Source organism: Acinetobacter sp. UBA5984 (assembly GCF_002429925.1).
In the GTDB taxonomy this organism is placed as follows: Bacteria; Pseudomonadota; Gammaproteobacteria; order Pseudomonadales; family Moraxellaceae; genus Acinetobacter; species Acinetobacter variabilis.
This window is the reverse complement of the sequence record NZ_DJBE01000083.1, coordinates 72,795-86,458: the sequence shown is the minus strand read 5'-3', so window position 1 is coordinate 86,458 and position 13,664 is coordinate 72,795. Positions and strand designations below refer to the sequence as shown.

The 13,664-nt window shown below is 42.6% G+C and carries 12 protein-coding genes; 5 read left to right on the top strand and 7 right to left on the bottom strand.

Annotation, left to right across the window (positions count from 1 at the left end; translation table 11 throughout):
- Positions 1–143 precede the first annotated feature (143 nt).
- Positions 144–3,116: a DNA gyrase subunit A gene (gene gyrA / locus B3J29_RS14825; protein ID WP_034701299.1), complete on the top strand. Its 2,973-nt coding sequence runs from the start codon at positions 144–146 to the stop codon at positions 3,114–3,116.
- Between the two features lie 69 nt (positions 3,117–3,185).
- The gene (locus B3J29_RS14820) at positions 3,186–3,605 is read left to right on the top strand and encodes a hypothetical protein (RefSeq protein ID WP_034701297.1); all 420 of its coding nucleotides are present in this window, start codon (positions 3,186–3,188) and stop codon (positions 3,603–3,605) included.
- A gap of 33 nt (positions 3,606–3,638) precedes the next feature.
- Here B3J29_RS14820 and B3J29_RS14815 read toward each other — a convergent pair whose 3' ends face one another.
- The 4 genes from B3J29_RS14815 to B3J29_RS14800 are packed head-to-tail and all read right to left on the bottom strand — an operon-like array spanning position 3,639 to position 8,442.
- Positions 3,639–4,730 (bottom strand): ABC transporter permease, encoded by a 1,092-nt coding sequence (locus B3J29_RS14815; protein WP_286966015.1) that lies wholly within the window; start codon positions 4,728–4,730, stop codon positions 3,639–3,641.
- Entirely contained in the window at positions 4,727–5,869 is a 1,143-nt protein-coding gene (locus B3J29_RS14810) for an ABC transporter permease (protein WP_034701292.1), read from the bottom strand. The genes B3J29_RS14815 and B3J29_RS14810 overlap by 4 nt, the downstream gene beginning before the upstream one ends.
- The gene (locus B3J29_RS14805; protein WP_034701377.1) at positions 5,870–6,949 is read right to left on the bottom strand and encodes an HlyD family secretion protein; all 1,080 of its coding nucleotides are present in this window, start codon (positions 6,947–6,949) and stop codon (positions 5,870–5,872) included.
- Between the two features lie 11 nt (positions 6,950–6,960).
- A complete protein-coding gene (locus tag B3J29_RS14800; RefSeq protein WP_286966013.1) occupies positions 6,961–8,442 on the bottom strand; it encodes a TolC family protein in 1,482 nt (493 codons plus the stop codon).
- A 358-nt stretch (positions 8,443–8,800) separates the two neighbouring features.
- Here B3J29_RS14800 and serC point away from each other — a divergent pair, with 358 nt between their 5' ends.
- Positions 8,801–9,883 carry a 3-phosphoserine/phosphohydroxythreonine transaminase gene (gene serC, locus B3J29_RS14795; protein WP_175967955.1) on the top strand — a complete coding sequence of 361 codons (1,083 nt, stop codon included), beginning with the start codon at positions 8,801–8,803 and terminating at the stop codon, positions 9,881–9,883.
- A 57-nt stretch (positions 9,884–9,940) separates the two neighbouring features.
- Here serC and B3J29_RS14790 read toward each other — a convergent pair whose 3' ends face one another.
- Positions 9,941–10,081, bottom strand: a complete 141-nt coding sequence (locus tag B3J29_RS14790) for a hypothetical protein (RefSeq protein WP_004784652.1) — start codon at positions 10,079–10,081, stop codon at positions 9,941–9,943.
- 401 nt (positions 10,082–10,482) lie between these two features.
- Positions 10,483–11,415, bottom strand: coding sequence for a hypothetical protein (locus tag B3J29_RS14785; RefSeq protein WP_286966011.1), 933 nt, complete (start codon positions 11,413–11,415; stop codon positions 10,483–10,485).
- A gap of 249 nt (positions 11,416–11,664) precedes the next feature.
- On the opposite strand from B3J29_RS14785, the gene B3J29_RS14780 reads away from it, so the two are divergent.
- Both B3J29_RS14780 and B3J29_RS14775 read left to right on the top strand, forming a co-directional pair.
- The gene (locus B3J29_RS14780; protein ID WP_005236716.1) at positions 11,665–12,150 is read left to right on the top strand and encodes a YaiI/YqxD family protein; all 486 of its coding nucleotides are present in this window, start codon (positions 11,665–11,667) and stop codon (positions 12,148–12,150) included.
- Positions 12,151–12,165: 15 nt separating this feature from the next.
- Entirely contained in the window at positions 12,166–13,059 is an 894-nt protein-coding gene (locus tag B3J29_RS14775) for a DMT family transporter (protein ID WP_004784646.1), read from the top strand.
- A gap of 20 nt (positions 13,060–13,079) precedes the next feature.
- Here B3J29_RS14775 and B3J29_RS14770 read toward each other — a convergent pair whose 3' ends face one another.
- Positions 13,080–13,643 carry a PilZ domain-containing protein gene (locus tag B3J29_RS14770; protein WP_034170944.1) on the bottom strand — a complete coding sequence of 188 codons (564 nt, stop codon included), beginning with the start codon at positions 13,641–13,643 and terminating at the stop codon, positions 13,080–13,082.
- Positions 13,644–13,664: the final 21 nt, after the last annotated feature.

The window sequence follows — 13,664 nt, the reverse complement described above, 5'->3', positions numbered from 1 at the left end:
GAAACAGGTAAATTTAGCCTAGATTATGCTATACTGTACGACTAAATTTTAATATTGGTTCAGCTTTTTTTTGAGCCGATTTATAGCTGGATTTACGACATATAAATGCAAGCCAAATCTGGCTTGTAGAATAAGGAGTATGCATGAGCGTATCGGAAATTAGACCGATTGCCATTGAGGATGAACTCAAGCACTCGTATTTAGACTATGCAATGAGCGTGATTGTTTCACGTGCCTTGCCGGATGTACGAGATGGTCTAAAACCTGTTCATCGTCGTGTGCTTTTCGCAATGCACGAATTGGGCAATGACTACAACAAAGCTTACAAGAAGTCTGCCCGTGTTGTAGGTGATGTCATCGGTAAATATCACCCACATGGTGATTCTGCTGTTTATGAAACCATTGTCCGTATGGCTCAGGACTTTAGTCTGCGCTACCAACTGGTTGATGGTCAAGGGAACTTTGGTTCGATCGATGGCGATAGCGCTGCGGCAATGCGTTATACCGAAGTTCGTATGCGTAAGCTGACCCATGAATTATTGGCTGATCTGGAAAAAGATACAGTTGACTGGGAAGATAACTACGACGGTTCTGAGCGTATTCCGCAAGTCATGCCAACCCGTATTCCAAACCTGTTGGTGAATGGTGCGGCTGGTATTGCAGTTGGTATGGCGACCAATATGGCGCCACACAACATGACTGAAGTGGTGAATGCGTGTCTGGCTTATGCAGATAATCCGAATATCAGCATCGAAGGTTTGATGGAATATATTTCCGGTCCAGATTTCCCGACAGGTGGCATTATTTACGGTAAGTCAGGCATCGTGGATGCTTATCGCACCGGTAAAGGCCGTTTGCATATTCGTGGTAAATATCACTTTGAAGAAGATGCTAAATCTGGCCGTACTACGATTGTCTTCACGGAAATTCCTTATCAGGTTAACAAAGCGAAAACGATTGAACGTATCGCCGAGCTGGTCAAAGAGAAAAAACTTGAAGGCATTTCTGAACTTCGTGATGAATCTGACAAAGAAGGGATGCGTATTGCGATTGACCTGAAGCGTGGTGAAAATGCTGAAGTCATCGTCAATAACCTGTTCCAGAATACACAGTTAGAAAATTCTTTCAGCATCAATATGGTTTGCCTGGACAATGGCCAGCCGAAGTTGATGAACCTGAAAGACATCATTGCGGCATTCATCCGTCACCGTCAAGAAGTCGTGACACGTCGTACCATGTACGAACTGCGAAAAGCACGTGAACGTGGTCATATTTTAGAAGGCTTAACCGTTGCTCTGGCAAATATTGATGCCATCATCGAAACCATCAAAACTTCTGCCAACCCAGCTGAAGCGCGTGAGCGTTTACAAGCAGGTGAGTGGGCAGCAGGCGGTGTGGCAGCCTTGCTCGAAAAAGCAGGTGCTGTTTCTGTACGTCCGGACGAAATTGAAGGCGAAGATCCAGAGCGTCCATTTGGTATTGATGGTGAGGTGTATCGCTTATCTCCTACTCAAGTCAACGCGATTATGGAACTGCGTTTGCACCGTTTGACCGGTCTTGAGCAGGATAAACTTCAAGCTGAATATTCTGAAATCTTAGGTCAAATTGCTGAATATACAGCCATCTTAAATGACTTCAACTTATTGATGAACGTCATTAAAGAAGAGCTGGCATTGATTCTTCAGCAATATGGCGATGCACGTAAAACAGATATTGTTGAATCTCGTATCGACTTCTCTCGTGAAGATTTGATTCCTGAAGAGCAAATGGTTCTGACCGTTTCAAAAACAGGCTATGCGAAAACTCAACCATTATCTGACTATGCTGCTCAGCGTCGTGGTGGTCGTGGTAAGTCTGCAACCAGCATGAAAGAAGATGATTACATCCAGCACATGGTGGTGACGTCGAATCATGCCACTGTGCTTTGCTTCACCAATGTCGGTAAGGTTTATCGTCTGAAAGTTTATGAAGTACCACAAGCTTCGCGTGGTGCCAAAGGTCGCCCAATGGTGAACTTGTTGCCACTGGATGACAATGAAACCATTACTGCTATCTTGCCAGTAATTGATGCACCGAAGAAATTTAAAGAACGTCTGGCTGACTTTAAAGCATTTGTGAAAACCAATGCTGCACAGCTGCAAACCAATGAAGTGATCAATAGTCACTTTGCGGCACTAGAAGCTGCACTTGCTGAATCGGAAGATGGTGCAGATGATATTTCTGATGCACTGCGTGTTCAGTTGAAAGAACTCGGCTTAGCACTTTCTACGACTGATCTTGATGATGACATCATCAATGACTTTGCTCAGCAGGCTGAAGCTGTTCGTAAGAACTTCTATGTGTTTATGGCGACTGAGTACGGCACGATTAAACGTGTAGAACTGGAACAATTCTCGAATGTTCGTTCCAACGGTTTACGTGCGATTGAACTGAATGGCGATGACACCTTAATTGGTGTTGCGATTACCGACGGTGAACAGCAAATTATGTTGTTCTCGAACGAAGGTAAAGCAATTCGTTTCGCAGAGACTGACGTACGTTCAATGGGTCGTTCAGCCAAAGGTGTACGCGGTATGCGCGTGACCATCGGTGCTTCTCAAGTTGAAGATGGAGAAGATGTAGATGTTGAATCTGATGATGAAGATGCAACTGAAGCTAACTTCATTAGCCGTATCGTATCTCTAGTGGTTGTACCTGAAACCGGTGAAGTGCTGTGTGCTTCTGCAAATGGTTATGGTAAACGTACCCCGGTAGATGACTTCCCAACCAAGAAACGTGGCGGTAAGGGTGTAATTGCAATCAAGACCTCAGAACGTAACGGTGAGCTGGTCGGTGCGGTTGCGATTGACGCATCTAAAGAACTGATGTTGATTTCTGATGGCGGTACACTGGTTCGTACCCGTGCTTCTGAAGTGGCACAGACTGGTCGTAATGCACAAGGTGTTCGTCTGATCCGTCTGGCTGAAGATGAAAAACTGGTCGGTGTAGAAGCGATTGAAGCAGTTGAAGATGAGTTGGAAATATTGGAAGATATTGAAAATACTGAATCTGCAGCTGATGATGTAACTGATGCACAAGCAGCTGAAAAAGATGATGACAATACAGTAGAGGAATAAGTTCTGCTACTGATGAAAAAGGGCGCTTCGGCGTCCTTTTTTACACATCGACTAAATGAGAGATAAATAATGAAGACCAGATTGATGCTTTTGACCGCAGCTATTGCACTTAGCGGCTGTAATAATGCAATGGACAGTATGCCCGATCCGAGCCCTGAGCAGGAAAAGGCTGCGCAAGTAGCTTATGAAGACCTGCGTGATGGAAAATATGACGAATTTTTAGCTCAGCTTGAGCCGAAGTTGCAGACAGAATTTCAAAACAATGAAAAAATCATGAAGCGTTTTTCACGCTCAATTCCACAAGGTGAATATAAGTCCAAGACTATCATGAGAAAGAGCTTCGAGGAAAATAACGGCAAACCGAGTGAATACAAGGTCAGCTATGAAATTGCCTATCCAAAAAACCTGGTTCAGTATGATGTGAGTTTTGACCAGCCGAATGGCAGTACTAAAATCCGCAACTTTAATATTCAGGTATTTGGTGAATAATTTTCAATGCGAATAGCCTGAGTAAATCTGGATTTAAGAACGTGGGCGTAGCCGATAATAGCCTAAGCTCATACAGATGATGCCGATCACCAATAGATAAGCAAGCTTTCCTAGAACCATATAAGTAGGCACCCCCATCTGATTGAGTTGAATAAACATCTGCACGATTTGGGTCGAAGGTAAGGCTTGCCCAATGAGTTGGACCCAGACTGGCATGGCAGCATGCGGCCAGGCGACTCCTGAAAGCATAAAGAGCGGAATTGAAGTAAAAACAATGATATGACCGGCGCGTTCTGGCATGTCCAGAAAACTGGCAAACAAGGTAGTAATCCCAATCATGCAGAATACAAAGATGGGTACAGCGAGCAGCATGCCCCAAAAATTTCCGCCACGGGGATAATCAAAATACCAGAAAGTAAAACCAAACAGGTAATAACAGCCCAAACATCCAATGGTCAGAATCGCCAAACTGATTCCGAATAAGGTGGTTAAATTAATCCTCTGTCTACTTTCCCGATACAGCGCAATCAGCATACTGAGGCCAAGAAAGATCGTCTGATGAATAATCAACGGTGCAACAGCGGGAAACACATAGCTACCATAGCCAGAGAGTGTATTAAATAATGGAATCTGGTGAATGGATAGTGCAGGAGAGAAGTGTGAAATCTCGCTAAAGCGTTCTGCATATTCGCTTAAGGTATTTTCTACTGAAGAGACCAAGCCCAAACCAATCTGTTTGGTAATTAAAAAGTTAGCAGTACTTAAGTACAGCCCAATCCCGCCATTTTCACCGTGCCTGATAGATTGTGAAAGATTATCTGGTAATAATAAAATCCCGTCGGCTTTTTGAGTTTCCACCCAGTGTTTAGCTTCAGCAAAATTTCCAGTCACCGCCTTGATTTGTACATTGGGGCTTTGGCTGACATGACTGATAATGGTATTGGTTAAAGCACTTTGCTCTTCGTCAACAATAATAATCGGCAAGGCTTCTGCGTGTTCTGCCTTATATGCGGTCGGATAGAAAAAGCTGTAAAACAGAACTGATAAAATCAGCGTGGTAAAAATACTGGTATTGCTAATAATGTCTTTAAAAGTTTGGCAATAAGCTTTCCAGAGTGATTTCATGCTGACACTCCTTTGGCTGTTTTTTTGAGAAAGACATAGGCCAGTACAGCATAAAGCACGACATAAATGACGAGCACGAACATCGGTTGCAGTGAAATATAGAGCGGACTGCCAATCACCCATTGCTCCGTCTGTAATTTGGCATAGGGTGTATAAGGAATAATATTGGACCAGAACTGGGTGAATAGTGGAGCATTATTAAGAGGTAAAGTTACCCCAGCAAAACTGAGCGATGAACCACCATAAACTGCTAGTAGACCAAAAGATTTGGTTAGGTCCTGAGTAGCCAGAACCACAGCACTACTGATAAAGGCATAGGCACTATAGAACAGTATTTGAGCCAATAGAATCAGCCATAATGACCCGGCAATAAACCAGCCGCGAATTTCGACCAGCCAAAACATCCAAGCCCAAGTCCATAAACAAAAGATTGCTACATAAACCAGATTTTTAGACAGCAGTGCCGACCACAAGTTTTGTTGGGCAATCCAATGACTAACAGTATGCCGTTTAATTTCCTGACCCACAGCAAAAGCCACACAGCAACATAACAACAAGTGCAAAATTGCCGGAACCATATAAGGTTCCAGATAAAATTCATAATTCAGCTGTGGGTTATACAATGGGGAAATTTTAATATTCGGTGTAGGTGCATCCAGATAGGGGAGCGTGTTGCCTAGATACTGCTTACCGGTAAACTCAGCCAGAGCCTGCAAGGTGCTAAGTAGCATAGCCGAAGAAATGGTATTACCGATACTAAAATAACTCTGATTAAAAGCAATACTAATTTCAGCATCCTGAGCTTTGACCAATCGTTGCTCGGCTCCGGTAGGAATATGAATATAGCCCCAGATTTTATTTTCGTTTAATAACTTTTCGATTTCGACCGTTTGATCAGAAACGGTATGCACGTGTAGGGTATGATTCAAAGATAAATGATCATAAATCTTGCTGCTCAGGCTACTTTGATCCTGATCAATAATGGCGATTGGTAGATGATCCGGTTTGCCTTTGGCAAACATGCTACCAAGTAAAATCAGAATACAGGCAGGGGCGAGCAGGACTAGAGCCAGATCCCATTTCTCTCTGCATAAATAGCGTATTTCACGCTGAATACCCGCCCAGAATCCAGAAGCCATTTATTTTGGCTCTTTCAATTTAAACAGCACGCTCATGCCGACTTTTAACTCAGGCATTTCAGTGACTGGCACAAGATGAACTTTAAAACTGCGGACATCATAACCGCCGGTTTGGCGCGTGGTTTTAATGGTGGCAAATTCACCTTCAGCACTAATATTTTTTACTTTAAAAGTGGCTGATTGATTCAGTGCCGGAATAAAACCTTCAAGCTGTTGCTGTTTACCTAAAGCGGCATATTGGTCTTCACGAATATTCAGGCTAATCCAGCGTTCTGCCGAGATCAGGCTGACCACTGGCACTGCGGTTGCCACCAGTTCAGTGGCATTGCCATAGGTTTTGGAGACGGTACCATCAATCGGTGCCAATAATTCAGTTTCTGCTTCTAGTGCATTGGCTTCAGCGACTGCTGCACGGGCTATATCGACCTGAGCATCTGCAGAACTTTTCTGTTCTGGTGTACTGCCACGTTTAGCCCGGGCATATTGTTGATACGCAGCTTCTGTCATTTGCGACGCAGATTGTGAAGCTGCAAACAGTTCATCTCGGCGCTGGCGGGAAATAACGCCTTCCTTAAATAGATTGGTTCCACGTTGATAGGAAGTCTTAGCGAGTTGCTCCTGTGCTTTTAGTGACTGCCAGTTGGCATACAGAGAAGCGATATTTTCTTCCTGAGAACCACGTTCTGCGGTGGACTGAAGTGCTAATGCAGACTGTAAAGTAGCTAAAGCCTGCTGCTTTTTCGCCTCAATTTCAGGACTATGCAATTTCACCAGCGCCTGGCCTTTCTTGACGTCATCGCCTTCCTGCACATAAATCTTTTCAATCCGGCTTGGAACTTTAGTGGCCACTTGAACCGTCTCTGCCTCAACCCGGCCTTGTAGCTCGATTTCTTTGGGTTGATAGGTTTTCCATAGGCCAAACCCAATCAAAGCAAGAATGACTGGAATCAGCCCTAAAAGCAGATATTTTTTGCGCGATTTTTTTTCTTTGCTTTCAGGATTATCTGGCTCTGATTCACTGTAATTGATTTCTGAAGCCGGTTCATCAACAGGATATTCTGGCTTTTGCTCATCTGTCATGTCTGGCTCCATTAACGAATATAGTGGGTGTTGGCATGTTGCATATAGTTTGGAAATTCTGCAATCGAGCCATGGCTTTGTAATAGTGTGGCCAGTGACATCACATATTTGTAAGCATTCAAGGCAGTTTCGGCTCGTAGTCCGCTCAGCATATTTTGTGCATCGATGACCTGTATGGCGGTGCCCGTATCTTCTTTAAAAGACAATTCTTGGATGCGTAAATTTTCCTGTGCGGCTTTCAAGTTTTGTGCCAGAAGCGCATCACTTTGCTGTGCACTAAGTGCTTCGCTATAAGATTTATAAATCAGATTTTCAATTTCCTGCTGGGTGCGTGCAGTGAGCAGTTCTGTGGCAGAGCGTTTGAGTTCAGCAGCCTGAATATTCTTGTTTTTATCAATACCTGAGAACAGGTTATAACGTGCTGCAACCCCTACAATCCAGTTTTGATGTTGATCCAGACTATATTCACCAAACGCAAAAACATTTGGCCTTTTAGCGGCTTGCTGGGCTTTGACATTGGCTTTGGCCAGCTCGGTATCCATCTGCATTTTTTTGATCAGTGGGGAGTTCTGGCTAAAACTGCTGAGCAGAATATTCACATTTTGTGGTTCAGCACGATTCACAAACAAAGGTGTGCTTAGCTCGGTGATATTGCTATCCAGCAACAGGTTATTTAGCTGAAATAGGGCAGCATTCAGATTGGCTTGGGCATTTTGTTGTGCGCGTTCAGCATTATTGCGTGCTACTTCAAACTGCATGCGCTGGCCTTTGCTAATAAAACCCTGCTGTTCCAGTTTTAGGGCATTACGATAATGTTGTTGCATGGCATTTGAATTAAAAAGTGCCGAATCCAGTAACTGTTTTTGTAGTTGAACATTGAAGTAGGACTGAATCAGTTCAAAACGCTGCGTGTCCTGTTGCTGCTGATTGCTAAGTTTACTACGTCCTGACTGAATATTGGCAATTTCTTTGGCACTACGGGTGAGGCCTCCGGTATATAGTGGCATCATCACGGAAACAGTGGGACGAATTACCTGATCTTCAAGGACGACATTAGACGTATCCGGAATCAGACCTACTCCGCTATGAATAGTATTGTTGAGTCCCTCCCGCAGTGGATCGGTAATACCTGCGGTTAGATCCACACCATTACTGGCTTCCCACTCATTAAGCCGGCCATTTACACCTTGAGAGAGTGAATTTTCCAGATTATTTTTAAACTGCTTTAATGGAATATCGACTTCACTATGAAAGGCATAGGCACGAACATTCAGGTCAACACGAGGTAGGCCAATACCTTTAACCGCTTCTGCTTCAAGTTTTGACGCTTGCTCCAGACTTTGAAAAGCCTGGCTACTATAGGAACGTTGCAACAATTGTTGTTCTGCATCCTGAAAGCTGATGCTTTGTGCATAAGCAAAACTGCCATACATCATGGATGCAAGCACAGTCAGACCCCAGCAGACACATTGTTTATTTTTCTTCATATTCATAAAGTGGTAATGTAAAAGTCACATTAATTCAGTCTAAGCTGCATTATAAATCAAGTGCTTGCAGTGCAGGGATGGGTTAAGTTGTAGTATTGTTGTAATTCGAAGCGATTTACTTCTCCAGTTTCAAGTTGATAGTTCTAAGCATTGAATGAGACTGAATATTTTTACCTACGCAATTTCTCATAAATGAAATCACAAGGTTAGGGTAAAAAATCAAAGGTATTCAAATTATCCTCCGAATCTAGATTGGTTTTTTGACTCTATCTTCATTCTTGGATAGAAATAATTTTGTGCAAGCGGCGTCCAGATATGGTTAAATGCCATCATTTTATTGTGTTTCACTCTGAAAGGAAAAATCATGCGCGCGTACAACTTCTGTGCTGGTCCTGCTGCATTACCTACTGCCGTACTTAAAAAGGCTCAAGCTGAAATGCTTGACTGGCAGGGCAAAGGTCTTTCGATCATGGAAATGAGCCACCGTAGTGCAGACTATGTTGCAGTTGCGGAAAAGGCAGAAGCAGACCTTCGCAAGCTCATGAATATTCCTGAGAACTATAAAGTACTGTTCTTGCAGGGTGGCGCATCTTTGCAATTCTCGGCAATTCCATTGAACCTGCTGGGTAAAAACAACAAAGCTGACTATATCCGTACCGGTATCTGGTCTGAAAAAGCATTGAAAGAAGCTAAACGCTATGGCGACATCAATGTGGTTGAAGCAGGCATTAAAACTGAAGATGGTAAATTGGCGATTGCTGATCAAAGCACCTGGAATCTTTCTGATGATGCCGCTTATGTGCATTATGCAGATAATGAAACCATTGGCGGTCTGCAATTTGCCCATGTGCCAGAAACTGATAAGCCACTCGTATGTGATTTCTCTTCAAGCATTTTGTCTGCACCGATTGATGTTTCTAAATTCGGTCTGATCTATGCCGGTGCACAAAAGAATATTGGCCCTGCAGGTTTGACACTGGTTATTATCCGTGAAGATCTGCTTGATCAGGCAAAACCTGAAATTCCAAGCATCCTGAAATATGCAGATCAAGCGAAAAACGGTTCGATGGTCAACACACCATCAACTTACGCGTGGTATTTATCTGGTTTGGTATTCGAATGGTTACTGGAACAGGGCGGTGTAGAAGCGATTCACAAAGTGAACCTGCAAAAAGCTGAATTGCTCTATGGCTATATCGATTCTAGCGACTTCTATGCAAATCCGATTGCCAAAGAAAACCGTTCAATCATGAATGTTCCATTTACTCTGGCAAATCCTGAACTTGAAAAACAGTTCCTGCAAGAAGCAAAAGAAAACCATTTACTTAACCTTGCCGGCCACCGTTCAGTAGGTGGTATGCGTGCCAGCATTTACAATGCCGTACCGTTAGAAGGTGTACAGGCATTGGTAAACTTCATGGATGACTTTGCTAAACGCAATGCTTAATCCTTGAGAATTAAAAAACCCGGCAATTGGCCGGGTTTTTTTATCATTTAATTCGGGTTAAAAAACAAAGTTATGTAAGATATAGCCGCAAATGAGCATACCCAATACGAAAAATAGGCATGACATCATATCAAGCTGATAACGCGAGCCAAGATGATGCTCAACCTGCTGTAAATTTTCTTCTTGAACGATTTTCATAGATATTTATTATCCGATCTATTTATCGTAAATGATTATTTGTTGATCGTATTTTTACCATAAAAAATTGATTAAATAAAGTACATTCTTAACTAAACTTCATAAAGTATTAATTTTATTTAAATAACTGGCCTCAATATATTCAGAAAAATAGGACTATTATATTAAGTCATTATTTTTATGATGTTTTTAATATGATTATTCAGTTTAAGATAACATTGAAAATGAATTTGTTTGAATTTAAATCTGTGGATAAATCTATTTTTAATGAATTCGAAATCCATTAATTCTGATTTTAATTATGGATAAAAAATAATCAGAATTGAGAGAATATCGCAGTAAAATAAATAAAAAACAGGAGGCTCATATAAAAATATGAGCCTCCGATCTGGATATTCAGCTTAAGCTGCTTTTCGATAGATATTGGCCTGAATCCACAGATTGCCCCGAATATATTGACCAATCTGGAAATCTTTATGCTTGTCATTGCGGGTGGCTACACGGATCAAGGTAGCCGGCTGGCCTTCATCATGAATCAGGGTGACATCATACAGCGTGTAGTCCTGATCCATAAACTGCATTGAAGTTTTACCGACAATATTGCCCTGAAACCAAGCTTCATCTTCCTGACCCATGGTCTCACCATACAGATAAGCGACCATTTTGGAGAAATCAACTGTTACCGGTTCTTTGTCTTCTTCAGACTTTGGCTCCCAGGCATCAATCTGTTCCTGTAAGTTATCTGGTACAACACCATTATTTTCCGCAAGAATTGCATTCAGGGCACGGTGATGTTTGATAGAGGCAGGATCATCCACGACTAAATGTTCATGATCAGTCACCACTTCCAGTTCATAAGCCCAGGCATTTAAGTTGACGATATAAGACTGGTCTTTTTCATAATGCGACCGGTTGACGCTGTACAGCGTATCAAAGGCATAGATGATATTGTTGGCACCCAGATTGAGACGCAACACAGCTTGGGTATCGGATTTACAAGAAATAATCCGGTCAATCGTGGCTTTTACCTGGTAAGGACTGTCAAAGCCTGGAAATGCGGTTTTCACAGCCTGTGGCTTGTTATTTTCTACGGCAATCACTTGGCTTAATTGTACCGCAGCTTTGCTCGGTCCCTGAATCAGCCAGGTGGTTTCATCCATATCGCATTCTTGTGTACACAAGCCCATCGGCATTACAGGTGCATCAAGGGCTTTGCCTAACCATTGGGGAACATCTGTGCCTGGGTTTTCAGTAAGTAAGGTCCAATGTTCGACATGACTACCGAAATTCTGATCATCAATAGTGATGATCTCTGGGCTATTCTGTTTTTTCATATGCACAATTGATCTTGGATGACTTATTTATAGTTAATCGAGGGTCATTGCGATTTTTCAAGTCAATCGAATGAATTTAAAAATTAAAATGCAAATCATGTGAAGTCAAATATTTTTCTAGTTGTGAGTGGCTGACTCATTTAATACGGCTGAGTTGAGTATTTAAAAACCAGGATATTCAGAGAAAGAGCAGTTTTAAGCATCAACCTGCATCCTCTGATTTGCTACACTAGTCCAAATTTCTCCCTTATGGAAAGCTGTGTGTTGCCATTCAAACTTTGGGTCGATGCAGATGCATTACCTCGTATTCTGAAAGATGTGATTATTCGTGCCTCCGATCGTTATCAGCTTGAAGTCACTTTTGTGGCTAATCAACCGGTAGGAATTACCCCGTCGATTCGCATCAATTCTATTCAGGTCATGAGCGGGGCAGATGCGGCAGATCAGGAAATTATCGATCGTATGAAAGAGCATGACATTGTGGTGACGCAGGATATTCCTTTGGCTGCTCAAGTCATCGAGAAAGGCGGTATAGCGATTCACCCGCGTGGTGAAATCTATACAGTGGCCAATGTCAAAGCACGTCTGCATTTACGTGATTTTATGGATACCTTGCGTGGTGCTGGTGTACAAACCGGGGGTCCACCGCCGATTTCTGAACGTGATAAGCGTGAGTTTTCCAGCTCTCTAGATCAAACCATTCAAAAACAGAAACGTAAAACTGCGATTAAATAAAAAACGAGATCAAGTATGCCCCCAAAAAGTAACCTGATGTTGACCTATGCCTTGCTGGTTTTCATCTGGTCCACCACACCGCTCGCGATTGTCTGGAGTGTGGAAGATTTGCATCCGATGTGGGCATTGGCGATCCGGTTTTTTCTAGCACTTCCTTTAGCCTTAGTATTACTGTGGTTATTTAAAACCAGATTACCGCTTGATCGTGTTTCCCTACATAGTTACTTGGCGGGTGCATGCAGTTTTATCGGCTCGCAAATTTTTACTTACTGGTCTACGGATTATTTAAGTTCTGGCATCATTGCCTTAATGTTCGGCTTGGCACCCCTCATTTCAGGCCTGATTGGGCGTTTTGTTTTTCAGATGCAGCTTTCGCTGAATCAATGGCTGGGGATGGGAATTGCTTTAACCGGACTTTCGGTGATCTGTCTAGGCGATGCAGATCAGCATATACAGCCAATTGGAATCGTGATCGCTCTGGTTGGGGTATTAGTTTATTGCGTATCCATGTTCTGGGTGAAGAAAATCAATGCACCTATTGATCCTATGGCACAGGCGGCCGGTTCGATTGGTTTGTCAGTCGTTTTCTCTATCGGTATGTTGCCATTTATCTGGCAATACGCACCCACTGCTATGCCACATGCCAAGTCCTTATTTGGTCTGGTGTATGCGGTAATTATGGCTTCGCTGATTGCGATGTTTTGTTATTTCAAGCTGGTACAGAAAATTAAGCCAACCACCTTATCTTTAACTACAGTCCTGACACCGATGCTGGCCTTGCTGGTAGGCGTATTATTGAATAATGAGAAATTGCCGCTCATTGCTTTGGTGGGTGTAGTAATTTTATTGTTCGGCTTAGTGGTATATTTCGCTAAAGAAATTAAGGCGAGCTATAAAGCCCGCCTTTAATAAAAAGATAGATGCCAGTCTTAAGCAAAGCTGGCTTTCACACATTCGCCCAGTTTGACGCGATCCTGAGGGTGCAGGGTAATGAAATAAGCACCCGTACGATATTTTCCGTTTTCTTCTGCACGACTGTAGGCCACCTGAGCGGTTGCCGCGATGTGGAAGAAGTTTTCCGGGTGACTTAAAGTCACATGCAGATAGGTTCCTTCACTAATCGGCTGATCGCTAAAGAAGCTAAAACCAGTCTCTGAAAAGTTCACATGTTCCGGTACAGGTAACATGCTTTGTACAATTGCGTCATACAAAGAACCGGTAATAAGGTTTAATTTTTGGTTGAATAAGGATAAGATTCGAGTAATTTGTTGATCTTTTTCAGATAATTGTTCTAATTCGTAGTTAACTGCATGATCAAATTGATCTAGCTCTGCAAGTAGTAGAAAATAGCGGGGCAATACGAAATTAGCATCGTAAGGGTCATTCAAGGCAACATCATCGGAAATAATCTGATAATTGATTCGTAAAGCAGCATCGATTCGAGACATGACTCGTCTTTCAGTGGATCCGTTTGGATGCTGTACATTTTCCATAATTTATTACCTCGGACTAGA